This window comes from Micromonospora sp. NPDC049529 (assembly GCF_055586685.1).
Map to the genome: position 1 here is coordinate 21,234 of NZ_JBVJHT010000013.1, position 17,293 is coordinate 38,526.

The 17,293-nt window shown below is 71.0% G+C and carries 17 protein-coding genes; 6 read left to right on the plus strand and 11 right to left on the minus strand.

Annotated features, from left to right (window positions below; translation table 11 throughout):
- Positions 1-109: 109 nt before the first annotated feature.
- Entirely contained in the window at positions 110-1,249 is a 1,140-nt protein-coding gene (locus tag ACZ6QQ_RS23160; protein ID WP_465878967.1) for a class I SAM-dependent methyltransferase, read from the plus strand.
- Between the two features lie 57 nt (positions 1,250-1,306).
- On the opposite strand, the gene ACZ6QQ_RS23165 is transcribed toward ACZ6QQ_RS23160, so the two are convergent.
- The gene (locus ACZ6QQ_RS23165; RefSeq protein WP_465878968.1) at positions 1,307-1,657 is read right to left on the minus strand and encodes a hypothetical protein; all 351 of its coding nucleotides are present in this window, start codon (positions 1,655-1,657) and stop codon (positions 1,307-1,309) included.
- 440 nt (positions 1,658-2,097) lie between these two features.
- On the opposite strand from ACZ6QQ_RS23165, the gene ACZ6QQ_RS23170 reads away from it, so the two are divergent.
- Positions 2,098-2,562 carry a helix-turn-helix domain-containing protein gene (locus ACZ6QQ_RS23170; protein WP_465878969.1) on the plus strand — a complete coding sequence of 155 codons (465 nt, stop codon included), beginning with the start codon at positions 2,098-2,100 and terminating at the stop codon, positions 2,560-2,562.
- Between the two features lie 67 nt (positions 2,563-2,629).
- Here the strand turns inward: ACZ6QQ_RS23170 and ACZ6QQ_RS23175 are convergent, their stop codons facing one another.
- Positions 2,630-3,595: a hypothetical protein gene (locus ACZ6QQ_RS23175; protein ID WP_465878970.1), complete on the minus strand. Its 966-nt coding sequence runs from the start codon at positions 3,593-3,595 to the stop codon at positions 2,630-2,632.
- Between the two features lie 124 nt (positions 3,596-3,719).
- The gene (locus tag ACZ6QQ_RS23180) at positions 3,720-4,067 is read right to left on the minus strand and encodes a metal-sensitive transcriptional regulator (protein WP_465878971.1); all 348 of its coding nucleotides are present in this window, start codon (positions 4,065-4,067) and stop codon (positions 3,720-3,722) included.
- A gap of 218 nt (positions 4,068-4,285) precedes the next feature.
- On the opposite strand from ACZ6QQ_RS23180, the gene ACZ6QQ_RS23185 reads away from it, so the two are divergent.
- Positions 4,286-5,209, plus strand: a complete 924-nt coding sequence (locus tag ACZ6QQ_RS23185; RefSeq protein WP_465878972.1) for a C40 family peptidase — start codon at positions 4,286-4,288, stop codon at positions 5,207-5,209.
- A 103-nt stretch (positions 5,210-5,312) separates the two neighbouring features.
- Here ACZ6QQ_RS23185 and ACZ6QQ_RS23190 read toward each other — a convergent pair whose 3' ends face one another.
- On the minus strand, positions 5,313-7,478 hold the full coding sequence (locus ACZ6QQ_RS23190) for a RecQ family ATP-dependent DNA helicase (protein ID WP_465878974.1): 2,166 nt from the start codon (positions 7,476-7,478) through the stop codon (positions 5,313-5,315).
- A 152-nt stretch (positions 7,479-7,630) separates the two neighbouring features.
- On the opposite strand from ACZ6QQ_RS23190, the gene ACZ6QQ_RS23195 reads away from it, so the two are divergent.
- Positions 7,631-8,446 carry a hypothetical protein gene (locus ACZ6QQ_RS23195; RefSeq protein ID WP_465878975.1) on the plus strand — a complete coding sequence of 272 codons (816 nt, stop codon included), beginning with the start codon at positions 7,631-7,633 and terminating at the stop codon, positions 8,444-8,446.
- 105 nt (positions 8,447-8,551) lie between these two features.
- Here the strand turns inward: ACZ6QQ_RS23195 and ACZ6QQ_RS23200 are convergent, their stop codons facing one another.
- The 6 genes from ACZ6QQ_RS23200 to ACZ6QQ_RS23225 all read right to left on the minus strand — a co-directional run bounded on the left by ACZ6QQ_RS23200 (position 8,552) and on the right by ACZ6QQ_RS23225 (position 14,035).
- Positions 8,552-9,679 (minus strand): branched-chain amino acid ABC transporter permease, encoded by a 1,128-nt coding sequence (locus ACZ6QQ_RS23200; RefSeq protein ID WP_465878976.1) that lies wholly within the window; start codon positions 9,677-9,679, stop codon positions 8,552-8,554.
- Positions 9,676-10,566, minus strand: coding sequence for a branched-chain amino acid ABC transporter permease (locus tag ACZ6QQ_RS23205; RefSeq protein ID WP_465878978.1), 891 nt, complete (start codon positions 10,564-10,566; stop codon positions 9,676-9,678). Before ACZ6QQ_RS23205 ends, ACZ6QQ_RS23200 begins: the two co-directional genes overlap by 4 nt.
- Positions 10,566-11,300, minus strand: coding sequence for an ABC transporter ATP-binding protein (locus tag ACZ6QQ_RS23210; protein ID WP_465878979.1), 735 nt, complete (start codon positions 11,298-11,300; stop codon positions 10,566-10,568). Before ACZ6QQ_RS23210 ends, ACZ6QQ_RS23205 begins: the two co-directional genes overlap by 1 nt.
- Entirely contained in the window at positions 11,297-12,040 is a 744-nt protein-coding gene (locus ACZ6QQ_RS23215) for an ABC transporter ATP-binding protein (protein ID WP_465878980.1), read from the minus strand. The genes ACZ6QQ_RS23210 and ACZ6QQ_RS23215 overlap by 4 nt, the downstream gene beginning before the upstream one ends.
- Positions 12,041-12,048: 8 nt before the next feature.
- Positions 12,049-13,257 carry a substrate-binding domain-containing protein gene (locus ACZ6QQ_RS23220; protein ID WP_465878981.1) on the minus strand — a complete coding sequence of 403 codons (1,209 nt, stop codon included), beginning with the start codon at positions 13,255-13,257 and terminating at the stop codon, positions 12,049-12,051.
- 418 nt (positions 13,258-13,675) lie between these two features.
- On the minus strand, positions 13,676-14,035 hold the full coding sequence (locus ACZ6QQ_RS23225) for a winged helix-turn-helix transcriptional regulator (RefSeq protein ID WP_465878983.1): 360 nt from the start codon (positions 14,033-14,035) through the stop codon (positions 13,676-13,678).
- Between the two features lie 81 nt (positions 14,036-14,116).
- On the opposite strand from ACZ6QQ_RS23225, the gene ACZ6QQ_RS23230 reads away from it, so the two are divergent.
- A complete protein-coding gene (locus ACZ6QQ_RS23230) occupies positions 14,117-15,097 on the plus strand; it encodes a zinc-dependent alcohol dehydrogenase family protein (RefSeq protein WP_465878985.1) in 981 nt (326 codons plus the stop codon).
- Between the two features lie 275 nt (positions 15,098-15,372).
- On the opposite strand, the gene ACZ6QQ_RS23235 is transcribed toward ACZ6QQ_RS23230, so the two are convergent.
- A complete protein-coding gene (locus ACZ6QQ_RS23235; protein ID WP_465878986.1) occupies positions 15,373-16,317 on the minus strand; it encodes an AraC family transcriptional regulator in 945 nt (314 codons plus the stop codon).
- 80 nt (positions 16,318-16,397) lie between these two features.
- Here ACZ6QQ_RS23235 and ACZ6QQ_RS23240 point away from each other — a divergent pair, with 80 nt between their 5' ends.
- Entirely contained in the window at positions 16,398-17,264 is an 867-nt protein-coding gene (locus ACZ6QQ_RS23240) for an NAD(P)H-binding protein (RefSeq protein ID WP_465878988.1), read from the plus strand.
- The last annotated feature ends 29 nt before the right edge of the window (positions 17,265-17,293 follow it).

Genomic DNA, 17,293 nt, shown 5'->3' on the forward strand with positions numbered 1-17,293 from the left:
CCCCGATCATCGGCGGAGGCCGGATCCGTGTCGAGGCTCGACACCCGGCCGACCCCACCGCCGGACACCGTCGGCCCCTCGTGACCCCGCTCGAAAAGGCCAGGTGGACATGCCCGAACAACTCGAACTCGCCCTCGCCGAGGTACGGGCGCTCCTGCTCGACCCCGGACTGACCCGGGCGGTCGCCGCCGGCCGTCGCCGGGGACAGGCACCCACCCTGGTCCGCGCCGAACTGCGCCCGGTGGCCCTGAAGGCCGGGCCCCGGCTACAGATCGCCACCTTCGACGGCTCCCGGCCGTACACCCGCAACGTGGCGCCCGGTCCGGAGTCGGACGCGGCGGTCGACGCGCTGCTGGCCGAACCGTTCGGCAACTGGCACGTCGAGACGGCCACCGCCACCGTGCAGGTCCGGGTGACCAAGAAGGGTGACGCCCAGGTGCACCGGGCGGCGGCGGACCGGGCCTCGGTCGCCCCGGCCGGACACGACCGGGCCAAGGACTACCTGCTCGATCCGGGCGACCCGCTGTTCGCCGCCGTCGGCGGCAGCGCGGCCAAACGCCGTCAGGTCGACGCGTTCCTGCGGGCGCTGGCGGCGACCCTGCCGGCCGAGTTGACCGGACCGCTGCGCGTGGTCGACCTCGGCTGCGGCAACGCGTACCTGACCTTCGCGGCGTACCGCTACCTGACCGGGCGCGGGATCGACGTCGAACTGGTCGGTGTGGACGTACGGGAGGACCAGCGGCAGCGCAACACCGAACTCGCCACCGAACTGGGCTGCGCCGACCGGGTACGGTTCGTCGCCGGAACCATCCTGGAGGCGGTTGTCGAACCGGCACCGGACCTGGTGCTGGCCCTGCACGCCTGCGACACCGCCACCGACGAGGCCCTCGCCCGCGCCGTCGGCTGGGGCGCCCGCTGGGTGCTCGCCGCCCCGTGCTGCCACCACGACCTCGCCCGGCAGTTGCGCGGCCGACCGGCACCGGAGCCGTACGACCTGCTGACCCGCGAGGGAATCCTGCGGGAGCGGTTCGCCGACGTACTCACCGACTCGCTGCGGGCCGGGCTGTTGCGGCTGCACGGTTACCGGGTCGAGGTGGTCGAGTTCGTCGACAGTCAGCACACCCCGCGCAACCTGCTGCTGCGCGCCCGCCGTACCGGCGCCGAGGCGACCCCGCAACAGCGGGCCGAGTACCGGGACCTGGTGGCGCAGTGGCAGGTCGCCCCCCGACTGGAGAGCCTGCTGGGCTGACGGCCGCCCGTCGACGTTGGCCGACGTCGGGTACGTGCCCCGTCCTCGTACCCCGGATCAGCGGCGGCGGTCGCCGTTGCTGTCGCCAGGCGTACGTCCGGACGGGGTCGCGGCGTCGTAGGGCGCGGTCGGGAACGGTACGACGTTGCCGCTGGTCTCGGCCTCGGCGTTGCCGGCGGCGGTAAAGGCGTTCCAGGAGATGTCGACGAGCAGCCGCTTGAGTTCGGCGTGCCGCGCCGCAGCGCTGTGTTGCAACGCCATCCGGACGCCGAGCAGCACCGACACCAGGGTGGTGATGATCGTCCCGGTGGCGGCCAGGACGTGCAGACCGGTGGCCTCCGTACGGGTGAGGACCAGCACCAGCAGCCAGGCCCAGAAGCCGGCGGCGAAGACGGCGGCCTTCACCACGAAGAACAGACTGATCGATCCGGGTCGGTGTGGAAGCGGTTGGGCTGGAACGGCCACGGTGATCCTCTTCACTCGCCTTGGTCGGGACGTACCGGCGGGCGATAGACGCCAGACGATGGACACCGGTCGACCGGCACCAGATCGGACCGGTCGACCCGCGCGATGGTCGAGCATAGTGGATTCAACCGATCACTGGGAGTGGCGACAACCCCGGTCGACCCAGGTCGTCGGGTCGACACCGGTACGTTTGCCGTCGCGATCCCCGCACGGTCCCGGCCACGATCCGGGCGACGCTCCCGGCCATGGTCCCGGCCCCGTCCCGACCTCGGTGCCGGCCACGGGAGATCAGTTGACGATGGCTTGAGTGGCGAAGGGCCGAGTTGGCACTACGCTCAAGGGGCAAAGGTCGTGCTCCAGCAGGAGAGGGCTGTCCACTGACAATGGGTGCCGTACCGGACTCGCCCCAGGCGGCATTCGCCCGCTTCGTACGCCGGGCGATCGACGATGCCAAGGACGAGCGCGGCTGGAGCGTCACCGACCTGGCCGCGCACACCGGCGTCGGACGGTCCACGGTGTTCCGCTGGTTGGCCGGCGACTGGCACGACTATCCCGAGTTGGCGAAGGTACGCGGCTTCTGCGCCGCCCTCGACGTACCGGTCACGGCGGCGTTCCGGGCGCTCGGCCTGCCCGACGGCGAACCGGTCCGGGACGGACACCGGCAGCCGTCGACCGGCGCCGGACTCCGGACGGGGCGGGCCGCGAAACGCGCCGACGCCCAGATCGACGCCGACGTACGGGTGATCCTGAGCCGACTCGCCGACCCGGCCGTGTCGACGGACGAGAAACAACTGATCCGCGACCTGCTGCGCTACCTGGCCCAACGCCCGGTACGCAAGGCCGGCTGACCCCCGTTCCCTGTTCCCTTGCCTGTTCTGCCGGCGCCGGCTCAGGGTTCCCTGTTCCCTTGCCTGTTCAGGCCACGGTCAGCGTGAACTCGGCGGTCCGCACCACCCCGGCGACCTGGAAGTCGAAGAACAACCGGTAGCTGCCCGGACTCGGCGCCGCCAGCCAGAACTTCACCGCCCCGCCGACCAGCTCCGGCTCCGGGTGCACATGCACGTAGCCCAGGTCACCGGCGCGCAACGCGACCAGGTGCCCGTACGCGCCCAGGTAGCGCTCCAGCCCGGCGACCGGGCTCCCGTTGGCGAAGACCCGGAACAGCAGTGGCTGGGTCGCGCCCACCTGCGGGGTGCCCTCGTAGGTGACCGTGAACTCCCCTACCGTCGCCTCCCGGGCCGCCGCCGGCAGCGCCCGCGGGGCGTAGTCACCGGCCACGACCAGGTCGACGCCGAGCGTGGCCGCGGTCTGCTTACCGGCGGCGTCGGTCGCGGTGAAGTCGGCGTACGCCCGCCAGATGCCGGGCGTGGGCAGCGTCAGCGGCACGGTCCAGGTGCCGTCCGGCGCCATCGTCGGGTGCAGGTGCTGGTAACCGGAGAGATCACGGCGGGCCACCACGAGGTGCAGTGGCTTGTCGTGCACGACCGTGAACGCGGTGACCGGGCGACGGTCGGCACCCAGCACCCGGAACTGGAACGGCTGAGCCTGACCGGCCTGGAAGGTGCCGGTCACCGGTACGAGAGTGAAGCCGGCGGCGCTGAGCGAGAGCCCACCCACGTCCGTCGCGGCCGTGGTGGTGCCGCCGGTCGCCGTGCCACCGGTCGCGGGACCGTGCTCGTGCGCCCCGGTGCCCGGCGCGTGGGTGTGGTCGCCGACGCTCACCCCGGCCGGAGTCCCGCCGGACGAACCCCCGGTGTCGGTGTTCAGCCGGCCGATCCCGAACCCGCCGACCAGGGCGAGGATCAGCCCGCCGACGAACAGCGCGGCCCTGGCCGTGCCGCGCTCCGGTGCCGCTGGCGGCTCCAGCCCGGCCTCCGTCACCGCCGACTCCGCTCCGCCTCCCGGACCCGACCCGACGGTCGGCTCCGACCCGGCTCCCGACCCGGCTCCCGACCCCGAGCCGACCGAGGACTCCGACCCGACCACTGACATGACTGGTCCCCCTCTACGACCGCACGAGGCGGGCGATGGCGTTGGACGCTTCCTTGACCTTGGCGGACGGATCACTGCCGTCCTGGGCCGCCTCCATCACGCAGTGCGCGATGTGCCCCTCCAGCAGGCCGACCGCGACGGCCTGGAGCGCCTTGGTCGCGGCCGAGATCTGGGTGAGCACGTCGATGCAGTACGTGTCCTCCTCGACCATCCGGTGCAGGCCGCGCACCTGCCCCTCGATCCGGCGCAGCCGGCCGAGGAGGGCCTGCTTGTCGGAGGCGTACCAGTAGGGGCCGTGCCCGGCGGCGGAGTCCGGGGCGGGGTCGACGGGAGGGGCCTCGGCCGGCGGCTCTTCGGTCATGCCGAGCAGGATACCCCGGTCGTATCCACGCTCATCTCGGTCGATCAACCGCTGACCGGACAAGTCGATCAACCGCTGACCGGACAGGCGGTACGCCGAAGATCGGGATGATCAGCGGTCGATGCCGTCGCCAACGGCGATGGTCAATCGTTGGACAGGTCGTGCCGACAACCGTCGTACCGCGCCGCACTGCGGCGTTCGCAGCCGGGGTGTCCGTGATGTTGGCGCTCGCCCCCGCGCCCCGCCCGGCCGGTGCCGAACCGCCCGGCCGGACCACCGAGCAGCAGCTCGCCGCAGCGGCCGAGCAGCTCGAAATCGTCATCGAGCAGTACAACGACCTGCACGAGGAGTTGCGCGGCACCCGGGTCCGGGCGGCCGCACTCGACCGCGACCTGACCGCGCTGGCGGAGACCATGACCGCCCATCGCGAGGAGGCGGCCCGGCTCGCGGCCCAGGTCTACCGGGGGCACGGGGCGCAACCGCTCGCGGCCGTCTCGGCCCTGCTCACCGCGACCACCAACGACCTGCTCGGCTCACTGTTGATGTTGAGTCGACTGAGCCGCGACCAGCGTCGGGTGATCTCCCAGCTCGCGGTCACCCATGATGAACTCACCAGGGCTCGGGCTGCGGCGCGAGCGCTGGACGAGCAGCAGAGCTCCCAGGAACGCCAGCTGGCGACACGCAAGCAGCACATCGAGGGTGAGATCAGCCGGCTGAGCCGGCTACGGGACGCGGGCGGCGAGCGCGAACCCGCCCCACCCCGGACCGCACCCCGGCCACCGGAGTTGGGCACCGGTCCCGCCGCAGCGGCGGTCCGGTTCGCGTACGCCCAGCTCGGCAAGCGTTACCAGTGGGGTGGCGAGGGGCCGGACGGCTACGACTGCTCGGGGCTGACCGCCGCCGCGTGGCGCGCGGGCGGCGTACAGCTGCCACACAACGCGGCCCGGCAGTGGCGGGTGGTGAAGCGGATCAGCCGCGCCGAACGCCAGCCCGGCGACCTGATCTTCTACTACGCCGACATCCACCACGTCGGCATCTACGTCGGCAACGGCACCATCATCCACGCCCCGAGATCCGGAAAACCCGTCCAACTCGAACGCGTCGACTACCAACCCATCCACGGCTACGGCCGCCCCACCTAACCCACCCCTCCCCACCCCACGGGGGCCTAATACAGAGAAAGAGTGGCAATCCGACACGGGATTGCCACTCTTTCTCTGTATTAGTGGCCGACGACGGGTGGGGTTAGGCGGCGAGGGAGAGGGATAGGGGGAGGATGGCGGGGGCGCCGGCGTGGCGGAGCAGGCGGGCGACCATGGTCATGGTCCAGCCAGAGTCGACCAGGTCGTCGACGAGCAGGACCGGGCCGGTGAGGTCGGCGAGGGCGTCGGCCAGTGTCGGCGGTACGACGAAGGTGTCGTGCAGTGCGCGTACGCGTTGGGCGCTGTTGCCGCGCGGACCGTCGCCGCCGGACGCGCCCTCCCTGGCCGGCACCTCACCGAGCAGCGGTAGCCGGCCGACGGTGGCGATCCGCTCGGCCAGGCTGTGCACGAGTCGGGGGCGGCGGCGGGAGCCGACCGCGACCACCGCGACCGGGCGGGCCGGCCACGGTTCGGCACCGCGCGACCAGTCCCGGAGCAGTTCGACCATGGCCGCCGCCACGTCGTCGGGGATGGTCGTGTCGACCGCGTCCGGGCCGACGAGGCTGCGCAGCCGTCCGCCCCAGCCGAGGTCGGAGAGGCGCCCGAGAGCCCGGCCGGGCAGTGCCTGCTCACTCGGGGCGATCTTGCCGCGCAGGGGTACGCCCACCGCCTCCAGACCGGTCGGCCAGAGCTTCTTCGGGGCGATGTCGACGCCGGGTCGGCCGAGCCACGCCTGTGCGGCGGCGAGCGCGGGCGCCGAGACGCCGATGTCGTAGCGGGCGTCGGCGCACCGGTCACACCGTCCACAGGGGACGGCTTCGGGGTCGTCCAGGCAGCGGCGGAGGAACTCCATCCGGCAGCCGGTGGTGCTGACGTACTCGCGCATCGACTGTTGCTCGGCGGTGCGGGCCTGCGCCACCCGACGCAGCCGGGCCTCGTCGTAGTGCCACGGTTCGCCGGTGGCGAGCCAACCTCCGCGTACGCGGCGGACCGCGCCGTCGACGTCGAGCACCTTGAGCATCAGTTCGAGCCGGGTACGTCGCAGGTCGACGATCGGTTCGAGGGCGGGTGTGGACAGTGGACGGTCGGGGTGCAGGGCGGCGAGCACGGCCCGTACCTGCTCCTCGGCCGGGAAGGCGAGCGAGGCGAAGTAGCGCCAGATCGCCTGGTCCTCGGCACCGGGCAGGAGCAGCACCTCGGCGTGCTCGACGGCGCGACCGGCCCGGCCGACCTGCTGGTAGTAGGCGATCGGCGACGGCGGGGCGCCAAGATGGGCGACGAAACCGAGGTCGGGCTTGTCGAAGCCCATGCCCAGCGCCGACGTCGCCACCAGTGCCTTGATCTTGTTGTCGAGCAGGTCCTGCTCGGCGGCCCGACGTTCCGCGTCGTCGGACTGCCCGGTGTACGCGGCGACGGCGTACCCGCGCGAGCGAAGGAACTCGGCCGTCTCACCGGCCGCCGCGACGGTGAGGGTGTAGATGATCCCGGAGCCGGGCAGCTCGTCGAGGTGGTCGGCGAGCCAGCCGAGCCGGTGCGCCGGGCTCGGCAGGTCGAGTACGGCCAACCGCAGCGAGGCCCGGTCCAGCGGCCCGCGCAGCACCAGCGCCTCCCCCGCCTGTCCGGGTTGGTTACCCGTGTTGAGCTGCTCGGCGACGTCGTCGGTGACCCGCTGGTTGGCGGTGGCGGTGGTGGCGAGCACCGGAGTCCGTTCCGGCAGCCCGGCGAGGAACGTACGCAGCCGGCGGTAGTCGGGGCGGAAGTCGTGCCCCCAGTCGGAGACGCAGTGTGCCTCGTCGACGACGAGCAGTCCGGTGGTGGCGGCGAGCCGGGGCAGGACGCTGTCCCGGAAGTCGGGGTTGTTCAGCCGCTCCGGGCTGATCAGCAGCACGTCGACCGTACCGGCGTGAATCTCCCCGGCGATCTCATCCCATTCGTCCAGGTTCGCCGAGTTGATCGTACGAGCCCGGATGCCCGCCCGAGCCGCCGCCTCGACCTGGTTGCGCATCAACGCCAGCAGCGGCGACACGATCACCGTCGGTCCCGCGGCTTCACTCCTGCTCCCGTCCCCTGCCCGCAGCAGTGCGGTGGCCACGAAGTAGACCGCCGACTTGCCCCACCCGGTGCGCTGCACGCAGAGCACCCGCCGCTGGTCGACCACGAGCGCCTCGATCGCCCGCCACTGGTCCTCCCGGAGCCGCGCATGATCACCGGCGAGCCGGCGCAGCACCGCCTCGGCCCGTTCCCGTACCGCCACCCGGTCATCCGTCACCCGGCATTTCTACCAGCGCGGACGACGATGCCGGACAACGAAGCCCGGCGAGGCGAGCAACACCCGCACGGTCGATCGAGCGACGTGGCCCACCATAATCGTCGGACATCTCCCGCCGACCACCGTCGCGCGGCCGACCGCAGGGACAGGACATGCAGCGATCGGATGTCATACCGGGTCGCGTCGCGCTACGCAACCTCTTCATCACGGTCGGGATCACGGTGATGGTCTGCCTGGTCGCCGCCCTGTGCCAGTGCGGTGGCGCCCCCGTGGCCGAGGCACCACCGGGCGACAAGTCGAAACTCTTCGCGGCACTGCCGGACGCGACGGGACCGGGGTTCAGCTACTCGATCACCAACTGGGAACGGACCGTCGTCGGTGAGGTGGGGCCATCCGCCGGAGTTTTCCAGCAGCGGACATCGCACCGCAAACAGGACCTGGGCGTGACCGTGCACACGACCTATCTCTGTTCCCGTGACCAGACCTGGGTGAAGGTCGGGTTCACCGATGTCGAGAATCCGAAGAGTCTGCCGACCCTGCCCGACGAGTGGATGCTGCTGGACCCCGCTCAGGTACACGTCGACACGCTCACACCCCCGATGTACCTGGAGCCGGACGTCGGCGGTGTCTGGACGTTGCTGTCACGCGTCACGTCGGTCGACGAAACCGAGCCCGGGACCTTCACGGGCCTGGTGGACCTGGCGGGCGGACCGGCGAAGAAGTACCTGTCCGGAGAGGCCGCCTACGTGCTCGGCGACACGGCCACCTGGCTGCCCTTCCGGGCCACGGTCGACCGCGAGGGCCGTCTCACCACCATGGCGGTCAGCGTCCCCAAGGTCGGCAACACCAAGGCGTACGAGCACACGATCACCTACACCGATTACGGCACCGCCCCCACGGTCCCCACCCCACCCCCCACCCCCCACACCAACGCCCCCGCCACCCTCTACGAACTCCTCGCCCCCTGACCGCCCCACCACCCGGTTGATCATGAAGTTAGCGCGGCCGACACCGTCGTGTCGCCGCGCTAACTTCATGATCAACCCGCCTACGCGCCTACGCGCCTACGCGCCTCAGTGGGGGCGGGGGCGGTGGGGGAGGAGGGTGCGGAGGGGGGTTAGGCGGGTGGTGAGGCTGGCCAGGCCGCCGGGGAAGAAGTAGACGGCCAGGATGAAGACGGTGCCGAGGACGAACAGGGGTTGGGAGAGGGGGGCGCTGAGAATGGTGGGGAGGCTGTCCACGGCTGACGAGGAGCCGAAGTCGGTGAGGCGGTGGTCCAGGTACATGTAGAGGAAGCCGCCGATGACCGGGCCCCAACGCGTACCGGGTCCGCCGAGCACCACCATGACCAGCAGTGACAGGGTCAGCTCGGACGAGGTGATGTGCGGTGACGCGCCACCGACGAGCAGGCAGTAGATCACCCCACCGGCGGTGGCGAGACCACCGGAGAGGGTGAAGGCAATCAGCTTGAACCGGTACGGATCCAGCCCGAGCACCCCGATCCGCCGCTCGTCGTCGCGAAGCCCGGCGAGCACCCGACCGGTCGGCGAGGCGGCCACCCGAGCCACCACGAAGACGACCAGAGCCAGGTACGCCAACGCCAACCAGTACAGGTTGACCGTGTTCGCCACCCCGACCAGGCTGTCCGGTAAGCCGGACACGTCCAGCGGCAAACCCTCCTCGCCGCCGGTGAGCCCACCCGAGTCCAGCGCCACCAGGGTCGCGCCGACCTGCGCGAAGGCGAGCGTGACCATGGCGAACGCGATCCCGGCCGTACGCAACGCGACCGCGCCGAGCAGGGCGGCCAGGATCACGCCTCCGGCGAGGGTGAGCAGCGCCGCCTGCCACAGCGGCAGCCCGCCCTTGGTGACCAGGATGTCGGTGCCGTAGACCCCGGCGGCGAAGTAGAGCGCGTGCCCGAAGCTGAGCATGCCCGTACGACCGAACAGCAGGTCGTACCCGGCGGCGAGCCCGCCGAAGACCAGACAGATGGCGAGCAGTTGCAGGGTGCCGGGCGAGTTGAGCGGCCCGTCGAAGAGCCCCGGCAGCGACACCGTCGAGTACGGCAGGATCGCGAAGACGACCAGGGCCACCAGCGGCAGCCAGGGCCGGACGACGCCGAACCAGCCCCGGCGGCGCTCCGGTTCGACCGGTGGAGCAGCCGCAGCCGGTGCCACCACAGGAGTCTCAACGTCGGTCATGCCGTTACCGCCTTTCCGGCGATGCCCTGCGGGCGGAGCAGCAGCACCGCGGCGAGCAGCGCGACCACGCACAGGTCACCCGCACCGGAGGTGCCGTAGTAGTTGACGAACTGCTGGAGCAGGCCGACGACGACGGCCGCGTACGCGGAGCCGACCACCGAGCCCATGCCGCCGATCACCACGACGATGAAGGCGAAGATGAGCAGTGAGCCGCCCTGGCTCGGTGACACCGAGCCGTAGTAGACGCCGCCGAGCCCTCCGGCGAGTGCCGCCACCGCTCCGCCGATGACGAAGACCAGGGTGAACGCCTTGCGTACGTCGATGCCGAGCGCGGTGACCATTTCCCGGTTCTCCACTCCGGCCCGGATCACCAGGCCGTAGCGGGTGTAGCGGAGGAAGGCCAGCAGCGCGGCGAGCACCACGACGGCGGCGACGATGAGCAGGATGATGGAGTTCGGCACCTTCGCACCGAGCACCACGGTCACCTGCCGGGCCCAGTCGGGGCGCGGGAAGTCGCGCGGGTCGGCGCCCCAGGTTGCCTGGAGCAGCGCCACCCCGGCCAGCGACAGGCCGACGGTGACCAGCACCTGTTCGATGTTGCGCGAGTAGAGCGGTCGGATCATGACGAGTTCGACCAGTGCTCCGACCAGCGCTCCGACGGCCACCCCGAAGGCAACGGCGAGCACGAAGCCGAAACCGCCCGGCCCGGCGCCGGGCAGGTGGTTCGCCGCCCACCAGGTGCCGTACGCGCCCACGGAGAGGAACAGCCCGTGGGCGAAGTTGAGTACGTCGGCGAGGCCGAACACCAGCGACAGCCCGGCGGCGACGAGGAAGTAGAGCGCGGCCAGGCCGAGCCCGGTCAGCGTCAACAGCACGATGGTGCCCATCAGGCGTGTACCCCCGACGATCCGACTCCGAGCAGGTTCTTGGTCAGATCCGGCTCCTCCAGCAGTTGACGGGCGCCGCCGGTCCAGGCGACCCGGCCGGCGTCGAGCACGATCGCGGACTCGGCGAGCCGGCGTACGACGGCGAGGTTCTGTTCGACGAGCAGCACCGGGACGGTGACGGCGACCCGTTCGAGCACCTCGGCGACCTCGGTGACGACCTTCGGGGCGAGCCCCTTGGTCGGCTCGTCGACCAGCAGCAGTTTGTTGTCGTTGAGCAGGACCCGGCCGATGGCGAGCATCTGCTGCTGGCCACCGGAGAGCGAACCGGCCCGTTGCCGTCCGCGCCGGTCCAGCTCCGGGAAGAGTTCGTAGACCTTGTCGTACGCCGGTTTCGTGCCGCGCTGTTCGGCGAGCCGCAGGTTCTCGCTGACGGTGAGGCCGGCGAACACGCACCGGTCCTCGGGTACGTAACCGAGCCCGCCCCGGACGAGTTTGTGCGTCTGCTGCCCGGTGAGGCTGCGGTCGCCGGTACGGATGCTGCCGCTCACCTCGCCGTTGCGCGGGGTGAGGCCGATGATGGCGCGCAGGGTGGTGGTCTTGCCGACCCCGTTGCGCCCGAGCAGCACGGTCACCCCGGTCGGTGCCACCGTGAAGGAGACGCCCTGGAGGATGTGCAGCCCGGCGATCCGTACCGACAGGTCCTCGACGGTCAGGATGGGTGCAGCGTCGCTCATAGTGACTCCCCCAGGTACGCCTCTTGCACGGTGGCGTTCGCCATGACGGTGTCCGGGGTGTCGATGGCGAGCAGCGCGCCGTGGTGCATGACGGCGATCCGGTCGGCGAGTTCCAGGATCACGTCCATGTGGTGCTCGACCATCAGCACCGATCGGCCGCTGTCGCCGGTCAGGGACCGGATGACGGCGACGAGTTCGGGCACGTCCTCGGCGCTGACCCCGGCCATCGGCTCGTCGAGCAGCATGACCTTCGGTTCCCCGGCGAGCAGGAGCGCGATTTCGAGTTTGCGTTTCTCGCCGTGGGCGAGGGTGCCGGCGAGTGCCGTACCCCGGTGGCTGAGGCCGACCCGGTGCAGCGCCGCGTCGGCGGCGGCGGCCACGTCCTTGTCGGCCGCCGCCCGCCGCCACAGCTTCATCGACCCGCCACGATGCGCCTGTACGGCGAGCCGCACGTTCTCCCGCACGTCGAGCGAGCCGAACACCGACGACGACTGGAAGGTGCGGCCGAGCCCGAGGCCGGCCCGCCGGTGCGGCGGGAGCCCGCTGATGTCCTGTCCGTGCAGCAGCACCTGCCCCTCGGTGGGGCGCCGCAGCCCGGAGATCAGGTTGAACAGGGACGTCTTGCCCGCTCCGTTCGGCCCGATCACGCCGAGGAACTCTCCCGGCGCCAGGTCGAAGGAGACGTCGTCGACGATGGCGACTTCGCCGATTCGCCAACTGAGGCCTCGGGTGGCCAGCACTACTTCACTCAGCCCTTCATGGCTACCGCAGGCGGCGCCGTCTCGTCGCTGGTCAGAGCCTTCTGGAGTTCTGCCTTGAGCTGGTCGCCGCTGCCGGTGAGCTTGGCCTGGAACATCGGCTGGAGCAGGGCGTGGTCGGCGGCGCGGACGGTGTTCTTGCCCTTGACTCCGTCGAAGCTCCACCCTTCGAGGGCGGTGACCATCTTGTCGACGTCGTCGCCGCCCTCGGTCGCGGCCCGGACCACCATCTGGGCGGCGGTGAAGCCGTCCGGGTGGAACAGGTCGAGGGTTCCGCCGGGTACGCCGGCCTTGAGCGCCTTGGTGGCCTCGTTGTCGACGGCGCCGTCGAAGAAGTGCGACAGGAACGAGATCTTCGTGCCGGCGGCGCCGAAGGTGGCCCACGAGGCGCGGATGTCGAGCCCGGTGACGACCGTGGTGGCGGCGAGTACGCCCTGCTGGTCGAGGGTCTGCCACATCGCCGGGGCGGTGGTGCCGGCCCAGGCGACGAAGAGCAGGTCGGGCTTGGCGGCGCTGATCTGGCTGGCGAACGGGGTGAACTCGGTGGCGCTGGCCGGGGCGAGCACGCTGCTCACGGTGGCGCCCGCCCCGCCGATGACCGCCTGTACGGCTGCCTCGTTGCTCTTGCCGAAGGCGCTGTCCTGGGCGAAGACGACGACCTTCTTGCCGGTGGCGTCGCCGATGAACGACTTCGCGGTGACCACGTCCTGGTACGACTGCCGGCCGGAGCGGAACGTGTACTTGTTGACCCCGGTGACCCCGTCGGTGGCGGCCGGGCCGGAGATGAAGAGCGTCTTGTTCTGGGCGGCGATCGGGGCGACCTGGAGCGCGACACCGGAGGCGGTCGAACCAGCGATGATCTTCGCGCCCTTGCCGATCAGGTCCTTGGCGGCGGAGACCGCCTTGGCCGGGTCACCGGCGTCGTCGACCTCGGTCACCTCGACCGGCCGGTCACCGATCTTGTTGGTGCCCTTGGTCGCGTACGACAGACCGGCCTTGAAGCCCTCGATGTACTGCTTGCCGTAGCTGGCCAGCGCGCCGGACTGGGAGTAGACCAGGCCGACCTTGACCGGGGTGGTGTTGGAGTCGCCGCCCCCGGTGGCGGTGTCCTGCGGGCTGCCACATGCCGCGGCGGCGAGCGCCACGGCCATCAGACTGGCGGCTGCGACGAGCGTTCGCCGGGTGGTCCGGACCGTCATGTATGGCTCCACGTGAGGGAGTAGTGGGTAACTTGTTTGTCGGCTCACGCTAGGAGTGACGTCACGCACGGGCTATGTGGGCGAAACCCATAAGTAACACTGGTCGGGTGGCCTGATCAGACAGCCGGTGTCCGATCGATCGACCTCACCGCCCATGACTTCGCCCCGGCAGGTGTCGGGCGTGACCATTCGGTTGCCCCTGCTACCGCCGGCGTCAGGGTGTCGTCGGCGGCGGGTGCGGCAGCGGGTGGGCGCCCTGCGGGCGGAGGCCGTACACGATCGCGGACGTGCCCGTGCCCGGTCCGGTCCGGGACAGATCCAGGTACGGATCGCCGCCACCGAGCCCGTCTCGGCAAGGGGGCGCGCGGGGCGCTCGGCCGGCAGCGTCGCCTCTACCTCCTCGATGGGGCTGGTTGGTTCAGAGTTCGTTCTGTTCCTGGAAGTCGACGACGGCTTCGCCGTTCTCTCGGGCCCAGTCGGTCAGGACCTGGATCGGCTCGACCAGGGTCTGTCCGAGTTGGGTGAGGCTGTACTCGACGCGTGGGGGCGCCTCGGCGTAGGAGTGGCGTTCGACCAGGCCGTATGCCTGTAGGCGGCGCAGGGTCTGGGTGAGGACCTTGTGGGAGATGCCGCCGATGAGTTGGGCCAGGTCGCCGGGGCGCCGGGGTTCCAGGCTGAGCGCGAACAGCACGATCACCGCCCACTTCTCGGCGATGATCTCGACGGCTAGGCGGGTGGGGCAGTCGGCGAGGAAAACCTGGCCGGGGGCGTTGTGCACAAGGTCAAAAGGTACCAGCGGGTTCCTATCGGCTCCGTAGCGTTTCCCGGTGAAGCCCATCAGGAGCACAAGGAGCCATCCATGCCACGAGTAGTCGTGTTCGACGAGACCGGCGGTCCGGACGTTCTGCGCGTCGTCGACGAGCCGGTCGTCGAGCCCGCAGCCGGCGAGGTACGCGTACGGATCGAGGCCTTCGCCGTCAACCCGCTCGACCAGATGGTCCGGGCCGGGCAGTCTCCGCGGCCCGTGCAGTTGCCGCACGCGCGGCTGGGCGTCGAGGGGACCGGTGTGATCGACGCGCTCGGGTCCGGGGTGACCGGGCTGGCCGTCGGCGACCCGGTCATCCTCGGTGCGATACCCGACTTCGAGACCAGGGGTGCGTACGCCGAGTACACCACGCTGCTCGCCGACCGGGTGGTGCCACGGCCCGCCGGGCTGGAGCCCGTCGGTGCGGCGGCGCTCTGGGTGTCGTACTTCACCGCCTACGGCGCGTTGGTCGAGAGGGCCGGGATGCGGCCCGGGGACCGGGTCCTGATCACTGCGGCGTCGGGCGGTGTCGGGCGGGCCGCGATCCAGATCGCCAACCAGATCGGCGCCGTGCCGATCGCGGTCACCCGGCAGAGCGCCAAGGTGGAGAGCCTGTTGGTCGCCGGAGCCGCTGCGGTGATCGCCACCGACCGGGAGGACATCGGGGAGGCCACCCGGCGGCACACCGGTGGGGTGGGCGCCGACATCATCCTGGACGCCGTCATGGGCCCGGGCCTGGCCGAACTGTCGCTGGCGGCGAAGCTCGGCGGCACCTTGGCCACGGTGGGCTGGCTGGACCCACGGCCGGCGTCGTTCCCGGCGAATCCGTCGCTGACCATCTACCGCTACATGGCTTTCGCGGACATGGTCGACCCGGTGACCGTCCGGCGCGTTGCCGCGTTCCTGGCCGCCGGTGTCCGCGCCGGCGTGCTGCAGCCGGCGGTGGACCGGGTGTTCGCGTTGGACGACATCGTCGAGGCGCATCGGTACCTGGAGAAGGGAACGCCGACGGGCAAGATCGTGGTGACGCCGTAATCGTCGGCGAGGCGCCGTAGGAGCCAGCCTGTTCGTCGGCCCGGCCGGCACCGCCGGAGGTCCGAGTTCGCCGCCATCTTCGACGGACTCGAACTGGTTCCGCCCTGTGTGGCGCCGGCCGGCGACGTGGAAGGTCCCGGACGGTTTGTCGGGTGTCGGGGCCGGAGCCCTTCGTCCGCGCGTACGTGGCTGCGGCGATCCGACAGAGCCCGGAACGGAGATGCGCCGAGGTCAGCGGACGGGGCGGCGGCGCCGGTTCGACCTGTTCAGAGCGGTCACGTTGTCGTGGTCATCTGGGCGCGGTGCTCCTTCGGGCTGATGCCGCGTTCTCGTTTGAAGGCGGCGCTGAGGGCGAAGCCGCTGCCGTAGCCGACCTCGCGGGCCACCGCCTCCAGGGTGGCGCCACGATCGCGCACCCGGTCCGCCGCCAGGGCGAGGCGCCACCCGGTCAGGTAGGCCATCGGCGCCTCCCCGACGGTCTCGGTGAACCGCTTCGCCAAGGCCGACCGGGAGACGTTGACGCTCGCGGCGAGGTCGGCGACGGTCCACGGGCGGGCGGGTTCCTCGTGCAGCAGACGCAGCGCGTGGGCGACGACGGGATCGCCGTACGCCCGGTACCAGGCAGGTCCCTGAGCCACGTCGCGGCAGAACCAGGTCCTCAGGACGGCGGCGAAGACCAGGTCGAAGAGCCGGTCGAGCACCGCACCCTGGCCGGGGCCGTCCTTGGCCATCTCGTCGGCCAGCAGCGGGATCAACGGAGGGTCGAGTTCGGCCTCGGGAAGGCTGAGCATCGTGGGCAGCGCGGCGAGGAGCCTCTTGCTGACCTCGCCGTGTAGCTGCTGACAGCCCAGTAACAGCGTGGTCGAGCCATCCGCGCTGTTACCCCACAGACGCGGGCCGAGGGAAAGCCGCTCGGTGATCTCCACCCCGTCCGGGCTGGTGCAACGCAGTCCCGGGTGCAGGATGACCTCGGGCTGGGTCGACGGTTCGTCGGTGACGGTGAATTCGTCCGGTCCGCGGAGCACCGCGACGTCACCCTGCCTCAGGCTCATCGACTGTCCCGTGCTGTCCGAGACCCACGCCGTGCCCTGGAGCACCGCCAGCAGACCGACCGGCGCCCGATCCTGAATCCGTACGCCCCACGGGGGCTCCATCCGCGCCCGGATCAGGTACGCCCCACCGCCCCGTGGTCCGTCGAGCAGGCGCGTCAACGCATCCATACCCACACCCTAGACGCACACGCATGAAATCGAGCCCCTTGACCATGGAGACTCCAGCGCGGTGAGACTTCACTGGATGCATGAACCTCCACTCACCGCAGCAGAGCGGACAACACCAGCGACTGACCCTCGTCACCTGCGGCACCGGCAAGACCGGTCGCCGCGTGGTGCAGCGGCTGACCGATCGCGGCCTTCCCGTTCGGGTCGGCTCACGGGCCGGCGACCCGCCGTTCGACTGGTCCGACCGCGAGACCTGGAACGCCGCCCTGGCCGACGTCGACGCCGTCTACCTGGCCTACCTTCCGGACATCGGCGCACCGCAGGCCGCCGACGACATCACCGCCTTCGGCGACCTCGCGACCACCATGGGAGTCCGACGGGTGGTGCTGCTGTCGGGCCGCAACGAGCCGATGGCGCAGCGCTGCGAAAAGGTGCTGCAACGCCATCCGTGGGAATGGACGGTGGTGCGCTCCTCGGTGTTCAACCAGGACTTCAACGAGGGGTACTGGCTGGGTCCGGTCCGCGACGGGTCGGTTCCCCTCCCCGCCGGAGATGTGGCCGAGCCGTTCGTCGACGCCGAAGACGTGGCCGACGTCGCAGCCGCCGCTCTGACCGAGCCGGACCATGCCGGGCAGGTCTACGAGGTCTCGGGACCGCGCTCGCTGACCTTCGCCGAGGCGGTCGCCGAGATCGCGACCGCCTCGGGCCGACCCGTACGCTACGAGCCCGTCACGACCGAGCAGTTCGCCGCCACCATGGCGCAGGACGGTGTGCCGGTCGAGGAGGCCGAATTCCTCGCCGACCTGTTCGCCGCCCTCTTCGACGGCCGCAACGCCGCCGCCACCGACGGCGTCCAACGGGCGCTCGGGCGGGCGCCGAGAGACTTCCGCGACTACGTCCACGACACCGCCCGGACCGGCGTCTGGGACACCGAAGCCGAAGACTGAGCGCTGGTGGAAGATCGCCCGTCGCGGCC

Bases quoted from the DNA above. Each gene is read 5' to 3' on its own strand.
- ACZ6QQ_RS23160 (WP_465878967.1), top strand. From the start codon at position 110: ATGCCCGAACAACTCGAACTCGCCCTCGCCGAGGTACGGGCGCTCCTG.
- ACZ6QQ_RS23170 (WP_465878969.1), top strand. From the start codon at position 2,098: ATGGGTGCCGTACCGGACTCGCCCCAGGCGGCATTCGCCCGCTTCGTA.
- ACZ6QQ_RS23180 (WP_465878971.1), bottom strand. From the start codon at position 4,067: ATGACCGAAGAGCCGCCGGCCGAGGCCCCTCCCGTCGACCCCGCCCCG.
- ACZ6QQ_RS23185 (WP_465878972.1), top strand. From the start codon at position 4,286: ATGTTGGCGCTCGCCCCCGCGCCCCGCCCGGCCGGTGCCGAACCGCCC.
- ACZ6QQ_RS23195 (WP_465878975.1), top strand. From the start codon at position 7,631: ATGCAGCGATCGGATGTCATACCGGGTCGCGTCGCGCTACGCAACCTC.
- ACZ6QQ_RS23200 (WP_465878976.1), bottom strand. From the start codon at position 9,679: ATGACCGACGTTGAGACTCCTGTGGTGGCACCGGCTGCGGCTGCTCCA.
- ACZ6QQ_RS23205 (WP_465878978.1), bottom strand. From the start codon at position 10,566: ATGGGCACCATCGTGCTGTTGACGCTGACCGGGCTCGGCCTGGCCGCG.
- ACZ6QQ_RS23210 (WP_465878979.1), bottom strand. From the start codon at position 11,300: ATGAGCGACGCTGCACCCATCCTGACCGTCGAGGACCTGTCGGTACGG.
- ACZ6QQ_RS23220 (WP_465878981.1), bottom strand. From the start codon at position 13,257: ATGACGGTCCGGACCACCCGGCGAACGCTCGTCGCAGCCGCCAGTCTG.
- ACZ6QQ_RS23230 (WP_465878985.1), top strand. From the start codon at position 14,117: ATGCCACGAGTAGTCGTGTTCGACGAGACCGGCGGTCCGGACGTTCTG.
- ACZ6QQ_RS23235 (WP_465878986.1), bottom strand. From the start codon at position 16,317: ATGGATGCGTTGACGCGCCTGCTCGACGGACCACGGGGCGGTGGGGCG.
- ACZ6QQ_RS23240 (WP_465878988.1), top strand. From the start codon at position 16,398: ATGAACCTCCACTCACCGCAGCAGAGCGGACAACACCAGCGACTGACC.